Here is a 26,863-nt window from a genome sequence, read left to right on the forward strand (position 1 = left end):
CTTCGACTCGGTGCGAGGAGTGCACGGCGGTGCGGACCGGTACTTGGCTGGCTACGCCTGTACGCAGTCGGACCGGACGTACGCCTACCTGCTCGTCGATCACCTTCGGTGGCTGGAGCACGAAGGGCTGACGCCGGAGGGCGTCGGATTCGGTGACCTCGAGCGGTATATGGGCGCGATCGGAGCGAAGATCGCCGGACCGTGCGACGCGCGTCAGCTGCGGGGTAGCGCGCCCAGGAGGGTTGCTGTCAGGGCCAGCTTCAAGGAGTCCTTCAACTCCAAGTGGAAGCGGGCCAGGTCGGGCTCGGCCCGGTAGGCCGCCTGCAGGCTGGGTGGGGGTGTGCTGTACGCCGACAGCGCGCCGGCCATGACCATGGTTTGCAGGCTGAACAGTGTTGCGTTCTCGCCCAGCTCCGGCAGGTACTTCTGGATCAGGGCGGTCATGGTTGTCAGGCGGTCCAGGGAGGCGCGCTTGTAGCGTGCTACGACCTCGACGGAGACGTTGTGTTCCAGGACACTGCCCTGTGCGCCGAAGAGGTCGCACAGCACCACTCGGCCGGAGAGTGAGCGGCTAAGGATCTCGGCCACCGCTGCCGCTCGCTCGGACATGGGCAGATTCCCGTCGATGCCGGCCGCCAACTCGCCTGCCAGTTCCTTCAGCCACTCCTGCAGGAAGTGGTCCAGCAGTTCTAGCAGCACCGCCTCGCGAGACTCGAAGTAGCGCAGCACGTTCGGCTTCGCCAGCCCTACCCGGCGGCTGAGCTCGTTCAGGGTGACCGCGGCCACAGGCATCTCGTCGAGCATGGCCGACGCCGTGTCGAGGATCGCCCGTCGGCGCATCTCCCGCTGCTCTTCGGTTCGCGCCCGCTGGAAAGTCACGATCACCAGCCTAGCTTAAGTACCCCCGGTACGTTGACAATGTACCGGGAGTACTTTAGTGTCACCGGCACAAGATACCTTCGGTACGTAATTAGACGGGAGTCCGACCATGAGTGAAAAGTGGACGACGGCGAATATTCCGGACCAGCGCGGGCGAGTGGCCGTGGTGACCGGGGCCAACACCGGACTGGGGTACGAGACCGCCAGGGCGCTCGCCGAGCGCGGGGCTTCCGTGGTGCTCGCCGTGCGCAACGTCAAGAAGGGCGAGCAAGCTGCGGCCCGCATGACCGGCGACGTGACCGTGCAGGCGCTGGACCTGACCTCGCTCGACTCCGTCCGGACCGCGGCGGCGGCGCTGCGGTCCCGCCTCGACCGGCTCGACCTGCTGATCAACAACGCCGGCGTGATGTACACCCCGAAGCAGACCACCCGGGACGGCTTCGAGCTGCAGTTCGGCACCAACCACCTCGGCCACTTCGCGCTCACCGGGCTGCTGCTGGACCTGATGCTGCCGGTGCCCGGCTCGCGCGTGGTGACGGTCAGCAGCACCGGCCACCGCATCCGGGCCGCGATCCACTTCGACGACCTGCAGTGGGAGCGGTCGTACAGCCGGGTCGGCGCCTATGGTCAGTCCAAGCTGGCCAACCTGATGTTCACGTACGAGCTGCAGCGCCGGCTCGCCACGCACGGCACGACCGTCGCGGTGGCCGCGCACCCCGGCATGTCCAGCACCGAGCTCGCCCGCAACACCCCCGCGGCCCTCCGGCTTCCGCTCACCTGGCTCGCGCCGCTGATCACCCAGAAGCCGGCGATGGGCGCGCTGCCGACCCTGCGTGCCGCCACCGACCCCGCCGCGCTCGGCGGCCAGTACTACGGTCCCGGCGGACGCAACGAGGTCATGGGCCACCCCCGGCTGGTCACCTCCAGCCCGGAGTCGTACGAGGCAGCCGTCCAGCAGCGGCTGTGGGCCGTCTCCGAAGACCTCACCAGGGTGCAGTTCCCCATCGCTGAGTCCAAGCAGAGCCCGTTTCACTCCGGATCGGCCACCACTCTGTAGCCCGCGCTGGTAGCAGGCGCAGACCCCGCAATCCAAGCGGGCTGCGCCAAGTCCCACGAGGCGCACCCACTCCGGTCGAGGGCGACCACCCGCTTGTCGCCGTGCAGGCCGCTTGCGACGGGTACGTCCAAGTGGGCAGTACTTGGCGGCCTTGCCCTCGGGAACCTGCTGAAAGAGCATCTGCATCAGATGATCGGTGCGTAGCGGCCTAGTACTGCAACGGTGTTTGTCGTGACGGTTGGGCAGGTGGTTCGTTGGTCTGTTCATGGGTGGGGAACAGTCTGGTGCCCGGTCGTGGGCGGGTGAACTGAGGGCTCTGCACGAGTGGTTCGTGCATCGTTTTGCCAGGTCGGAGCCACGTGATCGGTGTTGGCGTATATGCAGGGACTCATCGCACCGCTGGAGCGGAAGAACGGCTGGACGCTGGCGGAGGAGGCGGGTCATGCGGGCCCCGACCGGATCCACCGGCTGCTGAACAGGATCGACTGGGATGCGGACGAGGTCCTGGACGACGTGCGTGAGTACGTCGTGGAACATCTCGGGGACCGGGATGCGGTACTGATCGTCGACGACACCGGTTTCCTGAAGAAGGGGGACCGTTCGGCCGGCGTCCAGCGGCAGCACTCCGGAACCGCGGGACGGACGGAGAACTGCCAGGTCGGAATCTTCCTCGCCTATGCCGCCGACCGCGGCCGCACCCTCATCGACCGGAGCCTTTATCTGCCGGCGTCCTGGACGGACGACCGGGAACGGTGCAGACGGCCCGGCATCGACGACGAGGTCGTCTTCGAGACGAAGGTGGCGATGGCCCGGGCGATGGTCCGCCGGGCGATCCAAAGGAAGATCCCGTTCGGGTGGGTGACCGCGGACGCCGGTTACGGCTATTCCAAGAGCTGGCGGACCGAGCTGGAACGGGCGCACGTCTTCCACGTCATGGCCACCACCCGCGCCGACGGTCCCCCCTCGCTGGTCGGCGGCGGATCCGAGGCGGGGCTGGCCCGTATCCGCACGCTCCTGCTCCAGTGGCTGGCCGACCACTTCCAGACGGTCAGGGTGTCCGAGCGCGAGCCGGCCGCGTGAGCGTAGCGGTCGCACCCCGGCACGCACATCACAGCGGCGGCCTGATGCGGAGCATCTACCTGCCCCGTACGGCGGACGCGCTGGCGTTCGCGACGTCCACCTACGGCATCCCGCTGCTCGTCCTGGCCACGACACGCTCCGCCGCGCTGACGGGCGCGGCCTTCGCCCTGGAATGGATCCCGCGGCCGGCTGCGGCGAGATGGGTCGGCTCGGTTGTCGACCGGCGCGGTGCCTCGGTGGTGTTCCACCTGGCCTCCCTGGGCCGGGCGCTGGCCCTGGCCGCCGGCGCGGTCCTGCTCCACCTCCACCCGGCGGGCACCGTGGCGAGCGCGACCGTGATGGTGCTGGCCGCGACGACCGGCGTGCTCACCGAGTTCAGCTACATCGCGGCCGAGACCGCGGGCGCCGCAGACGGACGCCGAGCAGGGCGACAAGCACACCGTGTCCAGGCCGTCCTGCTCGGCATCGACCAGACGGCGGCCCTGGCCGGTCCCGCGCTCGCCGGAATGCTGTTGCTCGCCGGGCCGCCGTCGATGCTCGCGATGATCACCGTGCTCTCGCTGCTCGCCGCGCTGCTCGCCCTGCGCACCCCGCCCTCGCCCGTCGCACCGGCCCGTGCGCCCAGGAGGCAGTGCGGTGCCGGACTGCCCGCCGGGTGGCGCACCATCCGCTCGCTGCCCACGCTCGGCTGGCTCGTGACCGGACTAACCCTGGCCAACCTGGCCACGGGCTTGCTCCAGGCCTCCGGGCCCGTGATCGTCGTCCAGCACTTCGGGCAGTCCACCACCGCTGTCGGCCTGGTCTGGTCGGCCGGCGCCGCAGCGACGCTCCTCAGCGTCACGTTCTGCCGGTTCGCTCTCGACCGCCTGGGCCTGTGGCCGGTCGGCGCTGGATGCGTGGTGGGATGTGTGTGAAAGGGATACGCCTGGATGGCGATGAGTTATAACGTCCGATTCTGGGAGATACGTGAGCGCCCTGACCGGCGCAAGCCTTTCCAGATTCGGTGGACGGTTAACGGGCGTGAGAAGTCTGAGTCCTTCATCGCGTTCGCGCTTGCTGACAGCCGGCGTGCGAAGCTGATGACAGCTGCGCGCGCGGGTGAGCCGTTTGACGAGCACACAGGTCTGCCGGCATCCGAGTTGCGGACCATCAAGCAGCGCACTACGTGGTACGACCTGGTGCACGAATACATCGAGCAAAGATGGGAGCGCACGCCGGGGAACGCCCGCCGCACCCTGGCTGATGCCTTCGCTACGGTCACGCCCGCCCTGATACGCCCCGGCGCAGTGTATTCCGATCCGCGGGTACTGCGGCGTGCCCTGTACTCGTGGGTGTTCAACAAGAAAGCCTGGAGTGCGAGCCCGCCGAGGAGTGGCTCCATGCGCTGGACTGGATGAAGCGCAACTCGCTGCCGGTCAGCTCCCTCGCGGAATCCGACGTTCTGAGGCGGGCCCTCGATGCGATGTGCCGCAAGCTGGACGGCAAGGTGGCTGCGGCTCAAACAGCCCGACGCAAGAGGGCTGCGTTCAACGAAGCTCTCAACATTGCGGTGGAGAAGGGGTACTTCGCAGAGAACTCCCTCAAGGGGCTCCGGTGGCAAGCGCCAGCAGTCAATGAGGAGGTGGATCCAGCCGCCGTTCCTCATCCGGCCCAGGTGCTTCGGCTGCTCGAGGCCGTTGCTCGCCAGCGGGGGCGGGGTCCTCATCTTGAAGCATTCTTCGGTTGCATGTACTTCGCGGCTATGCGGCCAGCTGAGGTCATCCACCTTCGGATCGAGCAATGCCACTTGCCAAAGACGGGATGGGGGATGCTGAACCTCTCGGGCGGGGTCGTCACGTCTGGCAGGGAGTGGACCGACGACGGTGAGGTGCACGAGGTGCACTCGCTCAAGTGTCGCGCGGTAGGTGCGACGCGGCCTGCTCCCATCCCGCCGCAGTTCGTACGCATGCTGCGTGCCCATGTGAATCGGTTCGACGTGGCACCTGACGGTCGACTTCTCCGGAACCAGGCTGGCAACTACGTGGACGCTGCCGCCTACGGCCTCACATGGGCGCGGGCCCGGGAATACGCCCTGACCCGTACTGAGCGCACTTCTCGCCTGGCCAAGCGGCTTTACGATCCGCGTCACGCCGGGATCTCGTTCTGGCTCTACTTCGGAGTGGACCCGGCCGAGGGCGCCCGCCGTGCCGGCCAGAGCATCGAGGTTCTCCTTCGCCACTACGCCAAGTTCCTTGACGGCCTTCGAGAGCAGGCGAACCGTCTCATCGAGCAGTCCATGAACGAGTGGCAGCGTGTCAGTCAAGGTGACGTACCCGGGGGCTGAACCGGGGGTTTGGTCCGTGACGGGTCCGGAAGTACTGGTCAGGCGGGGTGCAGTTGTGGGAGGAATCGGGAGTTAGCGCGCAAGCCGGGCCCGGTCGAGAGCAGGTTGCACGAAGGGCACCTGACGGGTGAGAACCCAGGCCAGGCGCCCTTTCGCATGTGTCTAGAAGAAGCCGAGCCTCTTCGGCGAGTACGACACCAGAAGATTCTTGGTCTGCTGGTAATGCTCCAGCATCATCTTGTGCGTCTCGCGGCCGATGCCGGACTGCTTGTAGCCGCCGAACGCCGCGTGCGCCGGGTAGGCGTGGTAGCAGTTGGTCCAGACACGGCCCGCCTGGATCGCGCGGCCCGCGCGGTAGGCGGTGTTGGCGTCCCGGGTCCACACGCCCGCGCCGAGACCGTACAGTGTGTCGTTGGCGATCTTGATGGCGTCGTCGAAGTCGTCGAAGGAGGCCACCGAGACGACCGGGCCGAAGATCTCCTCCTGGAAGACCCGCATCCGGTTGTCGCCCTCGAAGATGGTCGGCTGTACGTAGTAGCCGCCCTTCAACTCGCCCTCGTGCTCGATGCGTTCGCCACCCGTGAGGACCTTCGCGCCCTCCTGCCGGCCGATGTCCAGGTAGGAGAGGATCTTCTCCAGCTGGTCGTTGGACGCCTGGGCGCCGATCATCGTGTCGGTGTCGAGCGGGTGCCCCGGCTTGATCTGCCGGGTGCGCTCGACCGCGGCCGCCAGGAACTCCGCGTAGTGGCCGCGCTGGACGAGCGCCCGCGACGGGCAGGTGCACACCTCGCCCTGGTTGAGCGCGAACATCGCGAAGCCTTCCAGCGCCTTGTCGCGGAAGTCGTCGTCGTGCGCCCACACGTCGTCGAAGAAGATGTTCGGCGACTTGCCGCCCAGTTCCAGCGTGACCGGCTTGATGTTCTCCGAGGCGTACTGCATGATCAGCCGCCCCGTCGTGGTCTCCCCGGTGAACGCCACCTTCGCCACCCGCGGACTCGACGCCAGCGGCTTGCCCGCCTCGACACCGAAGCCGTTGACGATGTTCAGCACGCCCGGCGGCAGCAGATCCGCGATCAGGCTCACCCAGTAGTGGATGGACGCCGGGGTCTGCTCGGCCGGCTTGAGCACCACCGCGTTGCCCGCGGCGAGCGCCGGCGCGAGCTTCCATGTGGCCATCAGGATCGGGAAGTTCCACGGAATGATCTGCGCGACGACCCCGAGCGGCTCATGGAAGTGGTACGCCACCGTGTCGTCGTCGATCTCGCCCAGCGACCCCTCCTGCGCCCGGATCGCCCCGGCGAAGTACCGGAAGTGGTCGATCGCCAGCGGGATGTCCGCCGCCAGCGTCTCCCGCACCGGCTTGCCGTTCTCCCAGCTCTCCGCCACCGCGAGGGCTTCGAGGTTGGCCTCCATACGGTCGGCGATCTTCCGCAGGACGTCCGAGCGCTCCGTCACCGACGTACGGCCCCACCCGGGTGCGGCAGCGTGCGCCGCGTCCAGCGCTCGCTCCACGTCCTCCGCGGTGCCGCGCGCGATCTCGGTGAACGGCGCTCCGTTGACCGGCGACGGGTTCTCGAAGTACTGCCCGCGCGCCGGCGGCACGTACTCGCCCCCGATGAAGTGGTCGTAGCGCGACTGGTAGGAGACGATCGCGCCCTCGGTGCCCGGCGCCGCGTAACGAGTCATCCTGGTGTGCCTCCCGGTGCAGCGCTGCCCGCCCTTGGGCAGCTCCCGGCGCGAGGCTAGGCGGGCGGACGTTGCAAGTACGTTGCGCCCCGGGCCCACCCCCCTACCCGAACGGCCGGCACCGCCAACTCCGCCTCCAGCGAATCCAGTCGGGACCGCACCGACGCCGTCGGCCGCACCGTCGCGAGCGCCCGCCACACCTCGATGTCGTCCTCGCCCCACGGCGCGTGCGCCCAGTCGGCCAGCAGATCGGGATCGCGGTGCGCGACCAGCGCCGCCCGCAGCCCCCGCGCGAGCCGCTCCCGCAGCCGGGCGATCGCCGGGGCCTGCGAACCGGGCAGCAGCGGACCGGCGTACGCCTCCACGGCCTGGGCGAGCGCCCCCGACCCCAGCCGCCGTTCCACCACGGTCGCGTCCGTGTCGACCGCCGTCGTCAGCCGGTACGGCCGCGAGGCCAGCAGCCCCGGCCCCAACGACCGCCGCAGCCGCGCCAGTTCCGCCCGCAGCGTCACCGGGGTCACCGACTCGTCCGCGTACAGCGCGCACAGCAACGCGTCACCCGTCAGCCCCTCGGGATGCCGCGACAACAGCAGCACGATCTCGCTGTGCCGACGGCTCAGCCTCATCCGCCGCCCCTGGACCGTCAGTTCGGCCTCGTCCCGGCCCAGCACGCGCAGCATCGGCGCGTCCGCGGCACCCCGCGCCGGAGCGAGCAGCGCCAACTGGGCCTCCGCCGCCCGCGCCACGGCCCGCACGAACCCCAGACTGTGCGGATGCGCCAGCCCGTCCCCACCGGTGACGTCCACGGCGCCCAGCACCCGCCCGGTGCGCGGATCGTGCACCGGAGCGGCCACGCACGTCCAGGGCTGCACCCGCCGGGTGAAGTGCTCCGCCGCGAACACCTGCACCGGCCGGTCCAGCGCCACGGCGGTCCCCGGCGCGTTGGTGCCCACCGCGGCCTCCGACCAGCGCGCCCCCGGCACGAAGTTCATCGCGTCCGCCCGCCGCCGCGCCGCCGGATGCCCCTCGACCCACAGCAGCCTGCCCTGCGCGTCGCACACCGCGAGCAACTGCTCGTCCTCGGCGGCGAACGTGCCCAGCAGCTCCCGGAACAGCGGCATCACCCGGGCCAGCGGATGCTCCGCCCGGTAGGCACCGAGATCCCCGTCGGACAACTCCACGCACGCCGTGCCGTCCGGTACGACACCGGCCCGCGCGCTGCGCCGCCATGACTCCGCCACCACCGACCGCACCGGGCGTGGCACCGCGCCCACCGTGGTGAACGTCTCGTGCGCACGGCGCAGCACCCTGACCCGCTCGGCGGGATCGGCCCCCGGTTCCAGGGCCACCCACGAATCGGTCAACTCGGCCTCCCCGGACGGTGGTACGGCGATGATCCGGCTGGGACCATCGTCATGTGCCGTGTCCGCGCAGACAACTGGTGTGACGCCGGTTCGGGATCTGTGCTAGGCGAAGTTGACGAGTCTGATGTAGCGGACCCAGTCCCAGTTGGGGCCGGGGTCGGTGTGGTCGGTGCCCGGCACCTGGTAGTGGCCGATGATGTGCTCCCTGTCCTTGGGGATGCCGTATCTGTCGCAGATGGACGCGGTGAGCTTCGCCGACTGCTCGTAGAGGGCGTTGGTGAAGTACGAGGGCTGGTCCACCCAGCCCTCGTGCTCGATGCCGACACTGCGGGTGTTGTAGCTCCAGTTGCCCGCGTGCCAGGCGACGTCGCTCTCGCGCACGCACTGGGCGACGTGTCCGTCCGCCGACCGCACCAGGTAGTGCGCGGTCACCTGCTTCTCCGGGTTCTGGAAGATGGCCAGGGTGTTGGCGTACGTCTCCTGGGTCACATGGATGATGACCCGGTCGATCGCGTAGGTGCCCGGCCGGTCGGAGTCCGTGTAGTTGGAGGTGCTGGCGGGCGCCCACTCGGCGGGCGGGTAGTCGACGGAACCACTCGCACCGGCATGCGCTTCGGGAAGCAGCGCGTACGGTACGGCGGCGAGCGCCGCGCCCTTCAGAATCCATCGTCTGCTCAGACGCGGCCTTTCCCGGTCCATGTCCATCGTGGGATGCCTCTCTGGAGTGGGGGATGGGGGAGTGGGGGTCGGGGAGTGATGGGAGTACGGGCGGTGGTGCTTCCTGTGTGTTCGAGTAGGGGGCTCGGGGGCAGGGCGGGAGGGCGCGGCGTTCGTACGCCGGGGTGTGGGGGCGTCGGGTGTCCCGGGTGTTACGGGCATCACGGGTGTTCGGATATTGCGGGTGCTGCGGGTGCTGCGGGTGCTGCGGGTGTGCCTGGTGCCCCGTGGCCGGCCGTCAGTCGCGCAGGGCCCGTGCGGTCTCCCGGAGCCGCGCGTGCACACCCCGGTAGGTCTCCCGCACGGGCAGCCACTCCTTGCGGAGCTTGGCCACGCATGTGTAGTTCGTGTCGCACACGTTCGCCAGCGGCGACTCGACCGTCTGGGTGGCGAACTGGTACGCGTCCAGCTCGCTGAACCCGTAGTCGCTCACCAGCCAGCGCACCAGGTCCGCCTGCGATATCCGGAACGCGTCCTCCAGCGGGCGCGCCGAGCCGGTCGAGACGATGTGCGTGTCCGACTCCAGCCGGGGCCACGGGGTCGCGACGCCCTTGAGGAGGTCCACGATCACCACGGTGTTCATCGCGCACTCCACCGCCACCCCGCAGGTCTCGCCCTCACCCTGGCGGGCGTGTCCGTCGCCGAGGCTGAGCAGGGCGCCCTCCACATTGACCCCGAGGTAGCAGGTGACCCCGGCACGCATCTCGGGCGTGTCCATGTTGCCGCCGTGCGCGTCCGGCACCAGCGCCGAGCGGACCTCCAGGTTGGCCGGCGCCACGCCCACCGTGCCGTGCATCGGCTCCAGAGGCAGTTCCCTCTCGAAGTCGCTGTCCCGCGCCCGGAAGAGGGCGGTACGCCGGGCACGGTCCAGCTCCCAGATCCAGACTCGCTCCGGCAGCGGCGGTTGGAGCGAGGCGGTGGCGTGGGTCGAGGTGAGCGCCCCGAAGAGGGGGACCGTCGTGGACGCCGCCCAGTCGCGGGCCGGTTCGATCGACACGAAGTGCACGGCCACCGTGTCGCCGGGTTCCGCGCCCTCGATGTGGAACGGGCCGGTCTGGGGGTTGAGGAACGGGAATTCGCAGACCTCGGACACAAGGTCCTTCTCGGAGCGGACCCGGCCGGCGAAGCAGTCCTCCGTGAACAGGTCGAGCACCGTGCCCGGCGCGATGCGGGCCACGGGTGCCGCGCCGCCGAACGTCCAGGCGTACTCGTCCGGCTGCGGTCGCACGGTGAGGATCCGGGGGTCGGTCATCGTGCCGTGGGTCCCTTCTGGTGGGCGGGTCGTCGGGGAGAGCGGGGGAGGTTGCGGGCCGCCGGGCAGTGGACGCGGCGTGGTGCGGTGTCGTGCGGCGTGGTGTCATGTGATGCGGAGTCGTGCGGCGTGGTGCCGTGTGGAGTGGTGTTCGGTGGACTGGCTTGCGACCACCGGGCATCAGGCAGTCGTACGGCACGGCGCCGGGGAGCGGGCCGGTCAGCGGATCGCGCTGCCGTCCTGCCGCGGGTCGGCCCGGGCGTCCTCCTCGATGTGCACCCGCGCGGTCTCGGCTATGCGCTCGGGGTGACGCCGCGTCAGGACCAGCAGCACCACCACGCCCGCCGCCATCCAGACGCCGACGACCGGTCCCGCGTAGGACACCGGAGCCGTCAGCTCGGTCACGAAGTCGAACACCGGCAGGCCGGCCGCCGTCAGCAGCGCCGGGACGAAGGCGGCGATGCCCAGCACCGGAAACAGCAGATGCCGTACCGGCTTGAGGGCGCTGCCGCCCACCCGTATGAAGTGGCCGGCGCACGCCAGGTTCACCACGATGTAGACGCCGATGACGACCGTGACGATCACCGTGGCCAGGAGCAGGAACGCGGTCCCGGGGCCGTAGCCGAGGCCCAGACCCAGTACGGCGGCGACGGCCACGACGGTCTGCACCGCGATGCCCGCCACGGGGGAGCGGTGCCGGGGATGGAGCGTGGCGAGCACTCCGGGCAGGACCCGGATGCGGGCCAGGGCGAAGGCCGTACGGGTCGACACGTTCGCGCACGCGTTGGCGTTGGCGATCGTGGAATTCACCACCGCGAGGAACAACAGCACCCAGAAGAAACCGAACGAGGCACGCGCCACCCCCTCCCAGGACGCGCTGCCCGACGCACCGAACCCGGCGAACCGGTCCGGTCCGAAGCAGACGGTCATCGCATAGGTGGTGACGACATAGAACAGGCCGATGCCCAGGGCCGCGCCCAGTACCGCGCGATGCATCGTCCGCCGGGGTTCGCGCGTCTCCTCCGCGAGCGGTGCCGCCGCCTCGAACCCGGCGAAGGCCAGCACGGTGTACACGGATCCCGCGAACACCCCGCCGATCCCGGAATGACCTGCGGCGGTATGAGAAGTGCCGAAGACGGAAAGGGTGTTGGCGCCGCCCGCTCTCCCGATCAGCAACGCGGCGAACACCAGGAAGACAAGGATCTCGAAGGCTCCGAGGACGGTGCCGAAGCGGGCCGAGGCGCGCACCCCCAGGTATCCGGCGACGGCGATCACGGCGGCCCCCGCCAGGGAGTACGGCCACCACAGATCCGCCGGGTACGAGGACCACTCGTCGTGCAGCGTCCCCGCCACCGTGAAGCCCAGTTGCAGGAGCAGCAGCGGGGGGACCAGCATCTCCACGAAGACATAGCCCCAGCCGACGAGGAAGCCGACGGCCGGATGCAGCCCCCGCGCCGCGTAGGTGGCGACCGAGCCGGCGGCGGGCAGCTCCCGTGCCAGCTCGGCGACGCAGGACGCGGTGAACAGACAGGCCACCAGGGCGACCAGCACGGCCAGCGGCAGGCTGCCGCCCGCGAAGGCCGCGCCGGCCGGGATGGACGCGGCCACCGCCGCGGCCGGCGCCATCGCCGTGATGCTCTGGAACAGGACCTCGCGCAACCCGATGGCGTCGCGCCGCAAAGTCCCGGTGCTCTCCCCGCGCATGCGTCCCCCGATATCTGTCCGTCCGTTGCCGCCCGATCTGGGTGAATGCCGCTCGAATCACGAGGTCCGCACCGGTTCTGACGTTCCGGCAGCGCGTGCCTCGTGCGATTCACGGTACGGCGCGGGCAGGCCCGGCAGAAGGGTCCGCCACGGTTCCGTGGACAAGCGGAAGCCTGTGGATAACTCCGCCACTCATTCGGGCGAGGACAGTGCGCCGGGGACCGCGCGACCACGCCGGAGCCTCCGGTGGACAGCCGGGCCCGTCGGCCTGCCGTCGCCGTCATCGTCGCCGTCGCTGTCCGCAGGCGCTCGACGAGACGTCAGGAGCGCTTGGCCACCGAGGCCGGATCGTCCAGCACAGCGCGGACGACGGAGTGCGCCGCGCCCAGCAGCGGACCCTCGGACCCGAGCGGCGAGACCGCCACCGGGCAGACCGGGCCCGCCGTACGGCCCGTCAGCTCGGCCTCCAGCGAGGGCAGCAGCCAGGGCGACAGCCCCGCCAGGGCGCCGCCCAGGACCACCGTCTCGGGGTCGAGCAGGTTCACCGCTCCGGTCAGCGCGATACCGAGCGCCGTGCCCGCGTCCCGCAGCGCCGCCCGCACCCCCTCCTCGCCCTTCTCGGCGTGCTCCGCGAGCAGACCGACGAGGTCCTCGCGCGGCTGGAGCCCCGCCGCGCGCAGCACGGCCTCCTGGCCCGCGTACTGCTCCAGACAGCCGCGCCCGCCGCACGCGCAGGCCGGTCCGTCCGGTCGTACGGGCACATGGCCCAGCTCGCCCGCGAACCCCCGGGTCCCGCGCAGCAGCCGCCCGTCCACGACGATCGCCGCGCCGATGCCGATCTCGGCCGACACATGCAGGAACTCGCGCGGTGTGCCGGCGCCGAGCCACAGCTCGGCCAGCGCGCCGAAGTTGGCCTCGTTGTCCACGGTGAGCGGCCAGTCGCCGGGCAGCAGCGCACCGAGGTCCGTGTCACGCCACTCCAGGTTGGGGGCGCGGACGACGGTGCGACCGTCCCGCGCCACCAGTCCGGGCACGGCGACCGCGAGCCCGGCGGGCCACAACTCCTCCTGTTCGGCCTCGGCGACCACCTGGCCGACCAGCGCCGTCAGTTCCGCGATCACCGGCTCGGGCGCCCGGCCGCGGTTGGCGCCCCGGCGCGCGGCCCGCGCGCGGACCGCGCCGCGCAGGTCGACCGCGCACACCGCGAGGTGATCGACACCGATCTCGGCGCCGATCCCGGCCGGGCCCCGGCCGCTGACCGCCAGCGCCGACCCGGGCCGCCCCACTCGTCCCGGCCGTTCGGGACCCAGCTCCTCCAGCAGCCCCCAGCGGATCAACTCGTCCACCAAGGTCGACACCGCGGCCCGGGTCAGACCGATGCGCGAGGCCACGGCGGCCCTGGAGAGCGAACCCTCGGCGCCGACCGCGTGCAGCACCCGCGCGAGATTGCGCCGGCGCATGCCCTGCTGAGTGTCCGGCAGCGCCCGGCCGGCCCCGGCGGGTCGGGCCTCGTGCAGCGGTGCGGTCATGCCTGCGTCGATCCTCGTTCCAGGGCCGGGCGGCCCGGTTCAGTGGCCCTCTGTACCCCGCTCGAACAGCGGGGCCGCGTCGGAGAGTACCCCGCCGATCCGGGCCAGCGTCTCCTCGTCCCGGGGCATGGGCTCCAACACCGGTCCCGCCGCGGTGTTCCAGCGCCGGGCGACCGCCGCCGGGTCCTCACCGGTCAGCAGCCCGGCCGCCTGCGCCGCCGCACCCAGGGCGACCAGCTCCTTGGCCACGGGGATCCGGACCGGCCGCCCGGACAGCCGGCGTACGGTCTGCTGCCAGGCGTGGCCCCGCGCGCCGCCGCCGATCAGCAGCAGTGGGCTGTCGCGGTCCGCGTCCTCGTCGAGGACCAGGTCGAGCGCGCCGAGCAGCGAGTGCACCGCACCGTCGTAGGCCGCCTGGAGCAGCTGGCCCGGGGTGGTGTCGTGGCGCAGTCCGTGCAGCAGCCCGGAGGCGTGCGGCAGGTCGGGGGTGCGCTCGCCGTCCAGGAAGGGCAGGAGCGTCACCGCTCCGCCGGGTTCGACGGCCTCGCGGTCCAGACCCAGCAGGGTCGCGACGCGGTCGACGGCGAGCGTGCAGTTCAGGGTGCAGGCCAGCGGCAGCCAGTCCCCGCGCGCGTCGGCGAAGCCCGCCACCGTGCCGGTGGGGTCGGCCGGGCGGTGCCGGGAGACGGCGTACACCGTGCCGGAAGTTCCGAGGCTCAGCACCGGGGTTCCGGGCGGCAGCCCGAGGCCCAGCGCGGCCGCCGCGTTGTCACCGGTGCCGGGGGCCACCAACGTGCCCGTGGAGAACGGCAGTCCGTGTCCGCCGTGTACGGTCCCGGCCACCTCACCCGGGCGCACCACCCGGGGCAGCAGCGCCGGATCCAGCCCGAGGTGTGCCAGGGTCTCCTCGTCGTACTGCTCCGTGCCGGACGCCCACCAACCGGTGCCGGAAGCGTCACCGCGATCGGTGACGGCCCGCCCGGTCAGCCGCTCGGTGAGGTAGTCGTGGGGGAGCCGTACCGCCCTGGTCGCGCGCGCCGCCTCCGGTTCGTGCTCGGCGAGCCAGGCCCACTTGGCCGCCGTGAACGACGCCCCGGGCACGCTCCCGGTGCGCTCGGCCCAGGCCTTCGGGCCGCCCAGCTCCGCGACCAGCCGACGGGCCTGCGGCGCGGAGCGGACGTCGTTCCAGAGCAGCGCCGGACGCACCGGCTCACCGTGCTCGTCCAGCGTGACCAGGCCGTGCTGCTGACCGCCGACGGAGATCGCGGCCGCCTCGCGGGCCGCGTCACCGCACTGGCGCAGCGCCTCGCACAGGGCGTCCCACCACTGGCGCGGATCGCTCTCCCGGCCCGCGCCGGTGGTGACGGTGTGCGGCGCCTGGCCGCTCGCCACCACCTCTCCGGTGGCCGCGTCGACGACCAGGGCCTTCGTGGACTGGGTGGACGTGTCCACGCCGACGACGAGCGGACCCTCCGCTGCTGACATGGGGCTCTCCCTCTTCCGCGGCTCAGCGGGATGTGCTGTGGGGCGCTCCCGGGGACACCCCCCGAGGGCGCCCGTGGACATCTGCCGAAGACACCTTGTGGTCCAGGACACCTTGTCTCTTCCCAGAGACGTGGTCGCATACTAATTTGTAAACGGCCATGACGAAATAGTCGTATGGAACAAGGAGCCGCGCCATGAGCTTCCAGCCCACCCCCGAGGACAGGTTCACCTTCGGTCTGTGGACCGTCGGCTGGCAGGGAAGGGACCCGTTCGGCGACGCCACCCGTCCCGCCCTCGACCCGGTCGACACGGTGCGGCGCCTGGCCGAGCTGGGCGCCTACGGAGTGACCTTCCACGACGACGACCTGATCCCCTTCGGGTCCTCCGACACCGAGCGCGAGTCGCACATCAAGCGGTTCCGCCAGGCCCTGGACGCCACCGGCATGACGGTGCCCATGGCCACCACGAACCTCTTCACCCACCCCGTCTTCAAGGACGGCGGCTTCACCGCCAACGACCGCGACGTACGCCGGTACGCGCTGCGCAAGACGATCCGCAACATCGACCTGGCGGCCGAGCTGGGCGCCAGGACGTATGTCGCCTGGGGCGGCCGTGAGGGCGCCGAGTCCGGTGGCGCCAAGGACGTGCGGGACGCCCTCGACCGCATGAAGGAGGCGTTCGACCTCCTCGGTGAGTACGTCACCGCCCAGGGCTACGACCTCCGCTTCGCCATCGAGCCCAAGCCCAACGAGCCCCGCGGCGACATCCTGCTGCCCACCGTCGGCCACGCCCTGGCCTTCATCGAGCGCCTGGAGCGCCCGGAGCTGTACGGCGTCAACCCGGAGGTCGGCCACGAGCAGATGGCCGGCCTGAACTTCCCGCACGGCATCGCGCAGGCCCTGTGGGCGGGCAAGCTCTTCCACATCGATCTCAACGGGCAGTCCGGCATCAAGTACGACCAGGACCTGCGGTTCGGCGCCGGCGACCTACGGGCGGCGTTCTGGCTGGTCGACCTCCTGGAGAGCGCCGGTTACGAGGGCCCGCGGCACTTCGACTTCAAGCCGCCGCGCACCGAAAACTTCGACGGCGTATGGGCCTCGGCCGCCGGCTGCATGCGCAACTACCTGATCCTCAAGGACCGCGCGGCCGCCTTCCGCGCCGACCCGGAGGTGCGGGAGGCGCTGCGCGCCGCACGCCTGGACCAGCTGGCGCACCCGACCGCCGCCGACGGCCTGGACGCCCTGCTCGCCGACCGCACCGCGTTCGAGGAGTTCGACGTCGAGGCCGCCGCCGCGCGCGGCATGGCGTTCGAGCACCTCGACCAGCTGGCGATGGACCACCTGCTGGGTGCGCGCGGCTGACGGTCACGAGCGCGAGGCGCTGACGGAAGAGGGCCGGGGAGCGCGGCGCGTAGGCAAGCCGTGGGCCCCGGCCCCTCCGTCGCGCACGGCACGGACGTCGTCGCGGTGGCCCCCTTATGCTGACGCCGTGACCTGGATCGCTCCGCCACGCTCCGTGGCCGCCACCCGGTCGGCGGAAGCGGCCCACTAGGGGTACACATCAGGGATGTCTCAGGGGCAAGGCCCGGAACCGCAGGAAGCGGGCGGCCGTTCTCACAGCAGAGAACGGCAGTGGCCGTTGAAGGAGGCGACGCTCATGTCGAGAAACGCGAAGATCGCCGTAGGGGGTGTGGCGGTCGGCCTGGTACTGCTGCTCCTGGGGCTGCCCCTGTGGGTGGTGCTCCTGGTCGTGATCGGAATCCCGGTCGCCGGCTACCTGGCGCTGGATCCGTCCCAGCGGCGCAGGCTCCGCAGGCTCAGCCGCAAGGAAATCGGCCGCTGAGACGGACACCGCGCCGCCGCTGATCACAGGGGTCGTACGGCCATCCTGTCGAGGGCGTCCAGCAGTCCGGGCAGTTCCGGGCCGCGGCCGACCGGCAGGACCTCACCGGGCTCTTCGTCGAGCAGGACGAAGGCGATGTCGTCGGTGCGTGCCACCATCGACCAGCCGGGGCCGTCCGCACGCAGCGTGCGGGCGTCACCGGGGGCGAAGGTGGAGCGCACCCGTCCCAGCGGCGGCGGTGAGTCGACGTAGGCGCGGGCCTCCGCGAGCACCCGCCGGATCCCCTGGTGCCCGCCCTTCGGCGGTTCGGCGGCGCTCTCGGATCCCTTGTCGCTCTCCTCGGGCCGCGCCGGGGGCCCGGCGGCGGGGGCCCGGCCACCGGGTACGGCGAACTCGTCGTCGCTGATCTGCTGCCGCCAGGCCGCCCACTGTGCCGCTATCTCGTCGGCACCCAGGCGCCGCTGAGCCGGGCCCCAGATGCCGGTGTCCGGCGGACACAGCGGCGGCCGCTCGCCCGTCTCGGGAGCGGGATCGTGCGGCGCGGGAACACCGGGAGCCGCCACGGCGACCGCCAGCGGCCAACCCGGCAGCGCGGTCACGATCGCATGCTCCTCCGGCGACAGTTCGTACTCCAGGCCGCAGTCCCAGGACGCGATCGCCACCGCGACCAGCGAGACATCGTCGATCACGACCGTCCAGCGGGCCCCGTCGCCGTCCTGCCCGAGCACCAGGCCGTACCCGTCGGCGCGGGGCGCGAGCCCCAGCGTCGCGCACGCCTCCGGATAGTCGTCGCCCAGCACGCTCGGGAACTGCGCCGGCGTCAGCAGCACCGCCGTCAGCACATACAGCGCATCGTCCGCGGCGGCGACGGCCCCATCGTCCGTCCCGGCCATCCCTGCCTCCCAGTGGCTTGTCCAATCGCGCGCACCCTAATGCGGACGGAAGGCCCTTGTCACGACTCCGCACACCACGCGGACCTGCAACTTTCCCCCTGGACAGGGGCGAAACGACCACGGCCTCCACGGGACTTCCCCAGACCGCCCCCCCACCCGGGGCCACGGAAGACGCGGAACCCACCGGACAAGGGCGCCCGCCCTTCTTCCGAAATGGGGAGATCGGTGATGGTTCATCTCCCCGTACTCCACATAGAGTTGGCCTCCGACGACAGAAGGGGGACGACGCGGTGAAGCGCTTCGAACGGCTGGAGCGGATCCGTCGGCTGGACCCGGTGGCGGACGCCCCGGAGATCTACCGGCTCAGCGCCGTCTACGAATTCCCCTGGGACTACACACGCGCCCTCGAACTGGCCCTGTACCGCACCTACGCCGTCCCGAGCATCGGCCGTCTCCTCGCGCGCACCGCCGAGCTGACCGACCGCACCCAGAAGCGGTACGACGACACCGCGCTGCTCCTCGACACCGTCGTGGAGCACGGCTTCGCCGCCGAACAGGGGCGCACGGCGATCCGCCGCATCAACCAGATGCACCGCAGCTACGACATCAGCGACGACGACATGCGGTATGTGCTCAGCACCTTCGTCGTGGTGCCCAAGCGCTGGATCGACACCTACGGCTGGCGCCGGCTGTCCCGGCACGAGATCGTCGCCGCCACCGAGTACTACCGCACCCTCGGCCGGCACCTGGGCATCCCCGATCTCCCCAGGACCTACGAAGAGTTCGAAACCCTCCTCGACACCTACGAGGAGGCGAACTTCGGCTGGGACGAAGGGGGCCGACAGGTCTCGGACGCCACCCTCGACCTGATGGCGTCCTGGTACCCACGCCCCCTGGCACCCCTGCTGCGCACCGGTGTGCTCGCGCTGCTCGACGAGCCGCTGCTGAACGCGTTCCGCTACGAGCGGCCCGGTGCGACCGCCGTCGCCCTGGTGCGCCGCGCCGTCCGGGCGCGCGGCCGGGTGGTACGGCTGCTGCCGCCGCGCCGCGCACCCCACTTCGCGCGCCAGAACCGGGAGATCAAGGGCTACCCGAACGGCTACCGCGTGGCCGACCTCGGCACCCGCCCGGTCCCGGGACTGGGCGGCTGCCCGGTGCGGCACCTGGACACCTCAGACGCCGTCGAGTGATGCGAGGGTGTCGCGCAGCCAGCCGAGTTCGGCCCGGCTCGTGGCACGCGCGATGGTGAGGATCCCCTGCCGGAAGGGGTCGTCCACTTCCTCGGCCCGGACCGGCCGGTCGCCGTCGTAGAAGAAGCTCGTCGGCTTCTCCAGGAAGGCGAGCCGCCTGTTCAGCACAGCCGCCTGGGCGGCGGGGTCCGCGAGGTGGCGCAGAAAGGCGAGCAGGACGAACCACTGGTTCTCGTCGGTGATCTCGCGCTGCCCGGGTTCGGCGAGCCGGCGCCTCAGCTCCCGCCGCCCCTCCTCGGTCAGCCGCAGCACATGACGCGGTGCGGCCACGGCACCCGGCTCGGTGGCCCGCACCAGCAGCCCGGCCTTCTCCAGACGCTTGATCGCCGGGTACAGCGTGCTCTCCGCGACGGGCCTCACATGCCCGGTGAGCGCCGCGATGTGACGGCGCAGGACGTATCCGTGCAGCGGGGCCTCGTACAGGAATCCCAGGATGGCGAGTTCGAGCATGCCCGCATTCTTCCGTACGGCGACGCTGTACAGCGATCCGTCGATACTGCGTTGACGTAATACCTCGTTACCGATGTATGTTCGAGGTGATGATCGAGGCCCATAGGGAGGGTGCTGTGCAGCAGGCCGTATTCGATGGCGAGGGAAGCCGGATCCGCTGGACCGAGGTGTCGGGGGCGGAGCCCGCCCGGGTCTACCTCCACGGGCTGGGGTCGATGTCCGCGCCCTATCACGCCCACATCGCGGCCCGCCCCGAACTCGCTGGCAGGCGCAGCCTGTTCATGGATTTGCCCGGTCATGGCCTCAGCGACCGGCCCCGGAGCTTCGGGTACACGCTGGAGGAGCACGCCGACGCGGTCGCGGCCGCGCTGGATGCGGCCGGGGCCGGCGGCGCCGAACTGATCGCGCACAGCATGGGCGGTGCCGTCGCCATCGTGCTCGCGCACCGGCGGCCCGAACTCGTCTCCCGGCTGGTGCTCTCCGAGGCCAACCTGGACGCGTTCCCACCGCTGACGGCGGGCAGCAGCGCGATCGCCGCCTACGAGGAGGACGAGTTCGTCGAGGACGCGTACGCGCGCGTCCTGGCGGCCGTCGGTCCGCTGTGGGCGGCCACCATGCGGCTGGCGGATCCGCGTGCCCTGCACCGCAGCGCCGTCGGCCTGCGACGCGGCTCCGACCCCGTGATGCGCACGATCCTGGAGGGCCTGGACATCGACCGGGTCTACCTCCAGGGGGAGAAGAGCGGTGAGCTCGACGACCGGGAGCGGCTGGAGGCGGCCGGCGTACGGGTGCTGACGGTGCCCGGCGCCGGGCACAACGTCATGTTCGACAACCCCGACGCCTTCGCGGCCGCCGTCGCCGCAAACATCTGATCTTTCAGCCCTCGCGCACGGCGAGGGCGAGGAAACGGGTGTCCTCATCGACGTACGACGTCATGCGCCACCCCGAACGGGACAGCAGAGGGCGGAGGTTGCGCTCGGCCCGCAGATCCTCCGGCGTGATCTGCCGGCCCTGCCGCGCCGCCAGGGCCGCGCGGCCGATGGGATGGAACAGGGCGAGCCGCCCGCCGGGCCGTACCACCCGGGCGAGCTCCCGCAGGTTCTCCACCGGGCGCGGCAGATGGGCGATCAGCCCCGCCGCGAACACCGCGTCCAGGCACGCCGAGCGCAGCGGCAGGGCGGCCACGTCCGAGAGCAGCAGCGCCCCCTCCCGGTTCCGGCCCGCCGCTGCGGCGGCCGCGAGCATCGCCGGGGTCAGATCGGCGCCGAGCACCACGCCGGTGGGGCCCACGGCCGCCCGCAGCGGGGGCAGCGCACGCCCCGTTCCGCAGCCCGCGTCCAGCACGCGGTCGCCCGCCCGCAGCCCGAGGTCGGTCACGGCGGCTTCGTAGGCGGGGCCGTCGCCGGGAAACTTGCTGTCCCAGCCGGCGGCCCGCGCGGTGAAGAACTCCCGGACATGTGCGTGGTCGTCGCTCATGACCCGCATGATGCCCTGATTCCGCGGCCCGGTGCTTCCCGCGTCCCAGTGCCTCTTGCGTCCCGGCGCCTCTCGTGTTCCGTGCGGTGGCGGGCGCACCGCGGATCTCGGCCGGTCCGGGCCGACGCTCAGGACGCCAGATCCCGGATCGCCACCACCTCTTCGACGGGGACGCGTACCAGCAGCTCACCGGGAACGCCGTTGCGGGCGCCGAACTCCTCGGCGCGGTCCTCGCCCATGTACCGGGCGGCGACCCGCGCCGCCCAGTGACGCAGTTCCGCCGGATCCTCGGACAGCCGGACGCGACCGCTGAGCACCACGAAATGGAACGGCGGCCGCTCGTCGTCCACACACAGGGCGACACGCCCGTCACGGACGAGATTGCGCCCTTTCACGGTGTCCCGGCCGGTGAGAAGGACCAGTTCGTCCCCGTCCAGCAGGAACCAGACCGGAGCCACATGCGGGCTCCCATCGGCGCGAACGGTGGACAGTTTGCCGGTGCGGGTGCCTTTTGAGACGAACGCCCGCCATTCCTCGTCGGTCATCTTCTGTGCCATGCGCCCATCCTGCTTGCCCGCACGCCGCACGTGGGGAAGGCTTGCGGAGGGTTCCTCCGGCCAGGGGGGAGAGATCACACGGGGAGACGGAGATGGCGCAGAACCAGGGACTCGGCTGGCTCCTGGACGATCTGACGGAACGTGTGGACGATGTACGGCACGCGCTGATCCTGTCCAACGACGGACTGGTCACCGGCGCGAGCACCGGGCTGCGCCGCGAGGACGCCGAACACCTCGCAGCCGTGGCATCCGGACTGCACAGCCTGGCGAAGGGCTCGGGACGCCACTTCGGCGCGGGCGCGGTGCGCCAGACGATGATCGAGTACGACGACGCCGTGCTGTTCGTGACCGCGGCCGGCGCCGGCAGCTGCCTGTGCGTGCTCAGCGGGGCGGAGGCCGACATCGGGCAGATAGCGTACGAGATGACCCTGCTCGTGAACCGGGTCGGCGAACATCTCGGAGTCGACGCCCGTAAACCCGAGCGATCACCGAACACAGACCTCTGACCAGACCTCTGACCTGCGAATTCTCGAAGCTCCACGAAGTTATCCACAGGCCGGCCACGCGATGCGCCGATCCGGCTACGGTGTGTGCACGGCGATCGCACGAGGCGTGAGCCACCGACTCCACGAGGAGTTACGACCATGTCGGCACACACCGTCGAACCAGTCCGCCCCGACACCTGCACGCCGAGCCGAGCCGCTCGTGAACTGGGCATCCTGCGGGGCGAGTTCGACCTCGCCGTCCAGCTCGGCCATGTGCGGACCGTGCCCGACGAGGGCGGGGGAGGGGGCCGACTGGTGGAGCGCGCGGAGATCGACCGGCTCCGGGCGCAGGACGGCTTCCCGGACACGCTCCGCGACCGGGTGCGCGTCGTGGGCACCACCGACGGCGCCGAGCTGATGGACATCTCCGCCGGACGCTTCACCCGGCTCGCCCGCCTGGGCCTGCTCGTCCCCGCGAAGGTCTACGTCAACCGGTACGGCGCCGTGGTCTGGCTCTACCTCACCGAGGAACTGAAGCACTTCGCGGCCGCCACCGAGAACACGCGGCTCCTCAAGGGCCGCACCCCCGAGACGCTGCGCGGCCAGCTCGCGGAGGGCGTGGACCTGCGTGCCCGCAACTGGCGCATGCGGCAACTGGGAAGTCTGCTACGACAGGCCGAGGACCCATGGGCCCGAGCCGGGGCCCTCGCCGCCCTGCTCGCGCCCGTCGAGGTCGCCGACGTCGTCGAGGATCCGTACGAGCGCGCCTGGGTGAACCGGTTGCGGCCCGCGCTGCCCGGCCAGGCCCTGGCCGGGACGTCGTTCGCCCATGTCGCCGAGCGGATCACGACTGCGCAGGACGCGGACGAGATCGAGTGGCTGCGCAGCGACCTCGCGCACTCGGTCGAGGAGGCACGGGCCCTGTCACCGGCGCCGCGCCCGGCCGTCCGGCGCACCGGGCCGGCGGCGCCTCCGACGGCACGGCCGATCCCGCCGATGGCGCGCACGGTCACGGCACCGGTGGAACCGATGCCGACGTCCGTGGGGCCGAACAAGACCACGGACGAATCGACGGCGGACACGACCGAACCGACGACGCGAGCGGCTAAGCCGCTGGTGCGGGCCGTCGAGCCGCGCCGAATCCCCGGCGGACGGGCGCCCGAGCGGCGGCACGCGTCGCGGGTACGGCCCGCTCCGGCCCCCGTGCCCCGCTTCCCCGGAACCGGGTCCACGCCGCCACGCTCCACCCGCCGTCTGCGCGCCTTGCTGCGACGCGGAACCTCTCGGCCCGCAGAGGTCTGAGCGCCCGCGGTCGAGCCGCCCGGCGGTCCGCTACAGGGACCTGAACAGTCCCTCCTGGACGACCGAGACGAGCAGCCGACCCTCGATGTCGTAGATCCGCCCGCGGGCAAGACCACGTCCGCCGGTGGCGATCGGCGACTCCTGGTCGTACAGGAACCACTCGTCGGCGCGGAACGGCCGGTGGAACCACATGGCGTGGTCCAGCGAGGCCATGTCGAAGCTCCGGCGGCCCCACAGCGGTTCGATGGGGATGCGCACCGCGTCCAGGAGCGTCATGTCGCTGGCGTAGGTCAGCGCGCAGGTGTGGACCAGCGGGTCGTCGCCCAGGGGACCGACCGCGCGCATCCACACCGCGCTGCGCGGCTCGGCGCCCTTGACCTCGTCGTCGGTCCAGCGCAGCGGGTCGGCGTACCGGAGGTCGAAGGGCTGACGGCGCGCCATCCGCTCCAACTGCTCTGGCAGCGTGCCCAGATGCTTGCGTATCTCCTCGGCCACCGTCGGCAGCGACTCGGGGTGCGTCAGCTCGCGGGCGGGCGGCAGCTGGTGTTCGAACGGTCCTTCCTCAGGCTTGTGAAAGGAGGCGGTCAGATTGAAGATCGTGCGGCCCTGCTGCACCGCGGTGACGCGGCGCGTGGTGAAGGAGCGCCCGTCGCGGATCCGCTCCACCTGGTACACGATCGGCCCGCCCGGACGGCCCGGGCGCAGGAAATACGCGTGCAGCGAGTGCACCGGGCGGTCGCCGTCCGTGGTGCGGCCGGCGGCGACCAGGGCCTGGCCCGCGACCTGGCCGCCGAAGACCCGCTGGAGGGACTCCTGCGGGCTTCGGCCACGGAAGATGTTGACCTCGATCTGCTCCAGATCGAGCAGATCGACCAGTCTCTCGGCCGGGTTCGTCGTCATGGGTGGGATTCTCCTGTGCTCACAGCTGGCCGACGTCGGTGACGCGGACGACCGCACGGCCCTCGGCGTCCGAGGCCGCGAGGTCGACCTCCGCACTGATGCCCCAGTCGTGGTCGTCGTTCGGGTCGTCGAAGATCTGGCGGACCCGCCACAGGCCGTTCTGCGGCTCCTCCTTGATGACGAGCAGCTTGGGACCGCGTGCGTCGGGGCCGGTGCCGAGATCCTCGTACTCGTCCCAGTACTTGTCCATCGCCTCGCCCCAGGCATCGGCGTCCCAGCCGGACTCGGCGTCCATCTCGCCCAGTTCCTCGACCTGGTCCAGCGCGGCCAGCTCCACACGGCGGAACAGCGCGTTGCGGACCAGTACCCGGAAGGCGCGCGCGTTGGTGGTGACGGGCTTGACCTCGTCGGCCTTCTCCTGGGCCTGCTCGGCGGTCATCACCTCGGGGTTCGCCAGCTGCTCCCACTCGTCCAGAAGACTGGAGTCCACCTGGCGCACCATCTCGCCGAGCCACTCGATCAGGTCCTGGAGGTCCTCGGACTTCAGGTCGTCCGGGATGGTGTGGTCGAGGGTCTTGTAGGCGCTGGCGAGGTAGCGCAGCACGATGCCCTCGGTGCGGGCCAGCTCGTAGAAGGACACCAGCTCGGTGAAGGACAGCGCCCGCTCGTACATGTCGCGGACGACCGACTTCGGCGACAGCGGGTGGTCGCCGACCCAGGGGTGGCTCTTGCGGTAGGTGTTGTAGGCGTGGAAGAGCAGCTCTTCCAGCGGCTTCGGGTAGGTGACGTCCTGGAGGCGCTCCATGCGCTCCTCGTACTCGACGCCGTCGGCCTTCATCGCGGCCACCGCCTCGCCGCGCGCCTTGTTCTGCTGGGCGACGAGGATCTGCCGCGGGTCGTCCAGCGTGGACTCGACCACGGAGACCATGTCGAGAGCGTAGGACGGCGACTCGGGGTCGAGGAGTTCGAAGGAGGCGAGGGCGAAGGTGGACAGCGGCTGGTTGAGCGCGAAGTCCTGCTGGAGGTCGACCGTGAGCCGCACGATGCGCCCCTCGGCGTCGGGCTTGTCGAGCTTCTCCACGATGCCGCCGTCGAGCAGCGACCGGTAGATCGCGATCGCCCGGCGGATGTGCCGCAGCTGCTGCTTGCGCGGCTCGTGGTTGTCCTCCAGGAGATGGCGCATCGCCTCGAAGGCGTTGCCCGGCCGGGCGATCACCGACAGCAGCATGGTGTGCGTCACCCGGAAACGGGACGTCAGCGGCTCCGGATCCGAGTCGATCAGCTTCTGGAAGGTGTTCTCCGTCCAGGCGACGAAGCCCTCCGGCGCCTTCTTGCGCACCACCTTGCGCCGCTTCTTCGGGTCGTCGCCCGCCTTCGCCAGCGCCTTCTCGTTCTCGATGACGTGCTCCGGCGCCTGGGCGACGACGAGGCCCGCCGTGTCGAACCCGGCCCGCCCGGCCCGGCCCGCGATCTGATGGAACTCGCGCGCCCGCAGGGTCCGCACCCGGCTGCCGTCGTACTTGGTCAGCGCGGTGAACAGCACGGTGCGGATGGGAACATTGACACCGACGCCGAGGGTGTCCGTGCCGCAGATGACCTTCAGCAGACCGGCCTGGGCGAGCTTCTCCACCAGCCGCCGGTACTTGGGCAGCATGCCGGCGTGGTGCACGCCGATGCCGTGCCGGACGTAGCGGGAGAGGTTGCGGCCGAACTTGGTGGTGAAGCGGAAGTTGCCGATCAGCTCGGCGATCTGGTCCTTCTCCTCGCGCGAGCACATGTTGATGCTCATCAGCGCCTGGGCCCGCTCCACGGCCTGCGCTTGGGTGAAGTGGACGATGTACACCGGCGCCTGCTTGGTCTCCAGCAGCTCGGTGAGCGTCTCGGTGAGCGGGGTCAGCTTGTACTCGTAGGAGAGCGGCACCGGACGGGTCGCCGAGCGGACCACCGCGGTCGGGCGGCCGGTGCGGCGGGCGAGGTCCTTCTCGAAGAACGACACATCGCCCAAAGTGGCCGACATCAGGATGAACTGCGCCTGGGGCAGTTCGAGCAGCGGAATCTGCCAGGCCCAGCCGCGGTCGCCCTCCGCGTAGAAGTGGAACTCGTCCATGACGACCTGGCCCACGTCCGCGTCCTTGCCGTCACGCAACGCGATCGAGGCCAGCACCTCGGCGGTGCAGCAGATCACGGGGGCGTCGGCGTTCACGGAGGCGTCGCCGGTGAGCATGCCGACGTTCTCGGTGCCGAACAGCTTGCACAGCTCGAAGAACTTCTCCGACACCAGGGCCTTGATCGGCGCCGTGTAGAAGGTGACCTCGTCCCGGGCCAGCGCCGCGAAGTGCGCGCCCGCGGCGATCATGCTCTTGCCGGAGCCGGTGGGCGTGGAGACGATCACGTTCGCCCCGGACACCGCTTCGATCAGCGCCTCTTCCTGGTGGGGGTAGAGGGTGAGGCCGCGCTCCTGGGCCCACGACTCGAAGGCTTCGTACAGGGCGTCGGGGTCGGCGGTCGGCGGCAGCTGATCGATGAGGGTCACCCTCCCATCTTGCCTGCCCTCCTCCCCGATCGGGGAATCGGCTGGGGCCGGGAAGATCATGGCAGCTACGCTGTGTCGCCGACGGAGCGTCAACGCACC

23 protein-coding genes and 2 pseudogenes are annotated in these 26,863 nt (G+C 70.9%); 11 read left to right on the plus strand and 14 right to left on the minus strand.

Annotated elements, in window-relative coordinates:
* Positions 1-213 precede the first annotated feature (213 nt).
* The gene (locus QHG49_RS30445; protein ID WP_301492966.1) at positions 214-879 is read right to left on the minus strand and encodes a TetR/AcrR family transcriptional regulator; all 666 of its coding nucleotides are present in this window, start codon (positions 877-879) and stop codon (positions 214-216) included.
* 109 nt (positions 880-988) lie between these two features.
* Between QHG49_RS30445 and QHG49_RS30450 the strand changes: the two genes are divergently transcribed.
* From QHG49_RS30450 to QHG49_RS30465, 5 genes and pseudogenes are all read left to right on the plus strand, one after another.
* On the plus strand, positions 989-1,936 hold the full coding sequence (locus QHG49_RS30450) for an SDR family NAD(P)-dependent oxidoreductase (protein ID WP_301492023.1): 948 nt from the start codon (positions 989-991) through the stop codon (positions 1,934-1,936).
* Between the two features lie 265 nt (positions 1,937-2,201).
* Positions 2,202-3,062, plus strand: a pseudogene (locus tag QHG49_RS30455) (IS701 family transposase); the annotation flags it as partial.
* Positions 3,013-3,912: pseudogene (locus QHG49_RS30460) on the plus strand (MFS transporter); the annotation flags it as partial. The pseudogenes QHG49_RS30455 and QHG49_RS30460, both read left to right, overlap by 50 nt.
* 33 nt (positions 3,913-3,945) lie before the next feature.
* Positions 3,946-4,413 carry a hypothetical protein gene (locus tag QHG49_RS34205; RefSeq protein ID WP_370530521.1) on the plus strand — a complete coding sequence of 156 codons (468 nt, stop codon included), beginning with the start codon at positions 3,946-3,948 and terminating at the stop codon, positions 4,411-4,413.
* Complete coding sequence (locus QHG49_RS30465; RefSeq protein ID WP_370530522.1) at positions 4,344-5,339, plus strand: hypothetical protein; 996 nt, start codon at positions 4,344-4,346, stop codon at positions 5,337-5,339. Before QHG49_RS34205 ends, QHG49_RS30465 begins: the two co-directional genes overlap by 70 nt.
* 162 nt (positions 5,340-5,501) lie before the next feature.
* Here QHG49_RS30465 and QHG49_RS30470 read toward each other — a convergent pair whose 3' ends face one another.
* The 7 genes from QHG49_RS30470 to xylB form a co-directional block, all read right to left on the minus strand.
* Positions 5,502-7,025 (minus strand): aldehyde dehydrogenase family protein, encoded by a 1,524-nt coding sequence (locus tag QHG49_RS30470; RefSeq protein ID WP_301492025.1) that lies wholly within the window; start codon positions 7,023-7,025, stop codon positions 5,502-5,504.
* Positions 7,026-7,081: 56 nt separating this feature from the next.
* The gene (locus tag QHG49_RS30475; protein ID WP_301492027.1) at positions 7,082-8,389 is read right to left on the minus strand and encodes a GAF domain-containing protein; all 1,308 of its coding nucleotides are present in this window, start codon (positions 8,387-8,389) and stop codon (positions 7,082-7,084) included.
* A 102-nt stretch (positions 8,390-8,491) separates the two neighbouring features.
* Positions 8,492-9,088 carry an N-acetylmuramoyl-L-alanine amidase gene (locus tag QHG49_RS30480; RefSeq protein ID WP_301492028.1) on the minus strand — a complete coding sequence of 199 codons (597 nt, stop codon included), beginning with the start codon at positions 9,086-9,088 and terminating at the stop codon, positions 8,492-8,494.
* Between the two features lie 256 nt (positions 9,089-9,344).
* A complete protein-coding gene (locus QHG49_RS30485; protein WP_301492029.1) occupies positions 9,345-10,358 on the minus strand; it encodes an acetamidase/formamidase family protein in 1,014 nt (337 codons plus the stop codon).
* Positions 10,359-10,577: 219 nt separating this feature from the next.
* The gene (locus QHG49_RS30490) at positions 10,578-12,062 is read right to left on the minus strand and encodes an APC family permease (RefSeq protein WP_159699072.1); all 1,485 of its coding nucleotides are present in this window, start codon (positions 12,060-12,062) and stop codon (positions 10,578-10,580) included.
* A 320-nt stretch (positions 12,063-12,382) separates the two neighbouring features.
* Entirely contained in the window at positions 12,383-13,591 is a 1,209-nt protein-coding gene (locus QHG49_RS30495) for an ROK family transcriptional regulator (RefSeq protein WP_301492031.1), read from the minus strand.
* A 39-nt stretch (positions 13,592-13,630) separates the two neighbouring features.
* Positions 13,631-15,076: a xylulokinase gene (xylB, locus tag QHG49_RS30500; RefSeq protein ID WP_301492032.1), complete on the minus strand. Its 1,446-nt coding sequence runs from the start codon at positions 15,074-15,076 to the stop codon at positions 13,631-13,633.
* A gap of 194 nt (positions 15,077-15,270) precedes the next feature.
* Between xylB and xylA the strand changes: the two genes are divergently transcribed.
* Positions 15,271-16,437: a xylose isomerase gene (gene xylA, locus QHG49_RS30505; protein ID WP_301492033.1), complete on the plus strand. Its 1,167-nt coding sequence runs from the start codon at positions 15,271-15,273 to the stop codon at positions 16,435-16,437.
* Between the two features lie 295 nt (positions 16,438-16,732).
* Complete coding sequence (locus QHG49_RS30510; RefSeq protein ID WP_145486046.1) at positions 16,733-16,918, plus strand: hypothetical protein; 186 nt, start codon at positions 16,733-16,735, stop codon at positions 16,916-16,918.
* 23 nt (positions 16,919-16,941) lie between these two features.
* Here the strand turns inward: QHG49_RS30510 and QHG49_RS30515 are convergent, their stop codons facing one another.
* A complete protein-coding gene (locus QHG49_RS30515; RefSeq protein WP_145486045.1) occupies positions 16,942-17,811 on the minus strand; it encodes a hypothetical protein in 870 nt (289 codons plus the stop codon).
* A 290-nt stretch (positions 17,812-18,101) separates the two neighbouring features.
* Here QHG49_RS30515 and QHG49_RS30520 point away from each other — a divergent pair, with 290 nt between their 5' ends.
* Positions 18,102-19,001: an oxygenase MpaB family protein gene (locus tag QHG49_RS30520; RefSeq protein WP_301492035.1), complete on the plus strand. Its 900-nt coding sequence runs from the start codon at positions 18,102-18,104 to the stop codon at positions 18,999-19,001.
* Here QHG49_RS30520 and QHG49_RS30525 read toward each other — a convergent pair.
* On the minus strand, positions 18,984-19,511 hold the full coding sequence (locus QHG49_RS30525) for a PadR family transcriptional regulator (RefSeq protein ID WP_159699054.1): 528 nt from the start codon (positions 19,509-19,511) through the stop codon (positions 18,984-18,986). The genes QHG49_RS30520 and QHG49_RS30525 overlap by 18 nt on opposite strands.
* Positions 19,512-19,627: 116 nt before the next feature.
* On the opposite strand from QHG49_RS30525, the gene QHG49_RS30530 reads away from it, so the two are divergent.
* Positions 19,628-20,383, plus strand: a complete 756-nt coding sequence (locus QHG49_RS30530; RefSeq protein WP_301492037.1) for an alpha/beta fold hydrolase — start codon at positions 19,628-19,630, stop codon at positions 20,381-20,383.
* A 4-nt stretch (positions 20,384-20,387) separates the two neighbouring features.
* On the opposite strand, the gene QHG49_RS30535 is transcribed toward QHG49_RS30530, so the two are convergent.
* Positions 20,388-20,987, minus strand: a complete 600-nt coding sequence (locus tag QHG49_RS30535; RefSeq protein ID WP_301492038.1) for a class I SAM-dependent methyltransferase — start codon at positions 20,985-20,987, stop codon at positions 20,388-20,390.
* Between the two features lie 128 nt (positions 20,988-21,115).
* Positions 21,116-21,544 carry a PPOX class F420-dependent oxidoreductase gene (locus QHG49_RS30540; protein ID WP_301492039.1) on the minus strand — a complete coding sequence of 143 codons (429 nt, stop codon included), beginning with the start codon at positions 21,542-21,544 and terminating at the stop codon, positions 21,116-21,118.
* A gap of 92 nt (positions 21,545-21,636) precedes the next feature.
* Between QHG49_RS30540 and QHG49_RS30545 the strand changes: the two genes are divergently transcribed.
* Entirely contained in the window at positions 21,637-22,050 is a 414-nt protein-coding gene (locus QHG49_RS30545; protein ID WP_145486039.1) for a roadblock/LC7 domain-containing protein, read from the plus strand.
* A gap of 138 nt (positions 22,051-22,188) precedes the next feature.
* The gene (locus tag QHG49_RS30550) at positions 22,189-23,331 is read left to right on the plus strand and encodes a DUF6397 family protein (RefSeq protein WP_370530523.1); all 1,143 of its coding nucleotides are present in this window, start codon (positions 22,189-22,191) and stop codon (positions 23,329-23,331) included.
* A 30-nt stretch (positions 23,332-23,361) separates the two neighbouring features.
* On the opposite strand, the gene QHG49_RS30555 is transcribed toward QHG49_RS30550, so the two are convergent.
* Together QHG49_RS30555 and QHG49_RS30560 are read right to left on the minus strand one after the other, a co-directional pair.
* Complete coding sequence (locus QHG49_RS30555) at positions 23,362-24,231, minus strand: acyl-CoA thioesterase II (protein ID WP_301492040.1); 870 nt, start codon at positions 24,229-24,231, stop codon at positions 23,362-23,364.
* A 19-nt stretch (positions 24,232-24,250) separates the two neighbouring features.
* On the minus strand, positions 24,251-26,764 hold the full coding sequence (locus QHG49_RS30560; protein ID WP_167532428.1) for a DEAD/DEAH box helicase: 2,514 nt from the start codon (positions 26,762-26,764) through the stop codon (positions 24,251-24,253).
* Positions 26,765-26,863 lie beyond the last annotated feature (99 nt).

The organism is Streptomyces sp. WP-1, assembly GCF_030450125.1.
In the GTDB taxonomy this organism is placed as follows: domain Bacteria; phylum Actinomycetota; class Actinomycetes; order Streptomycetales; family Streptomycetaceae; genus Streptomyces; species Streptomyces incarnatus.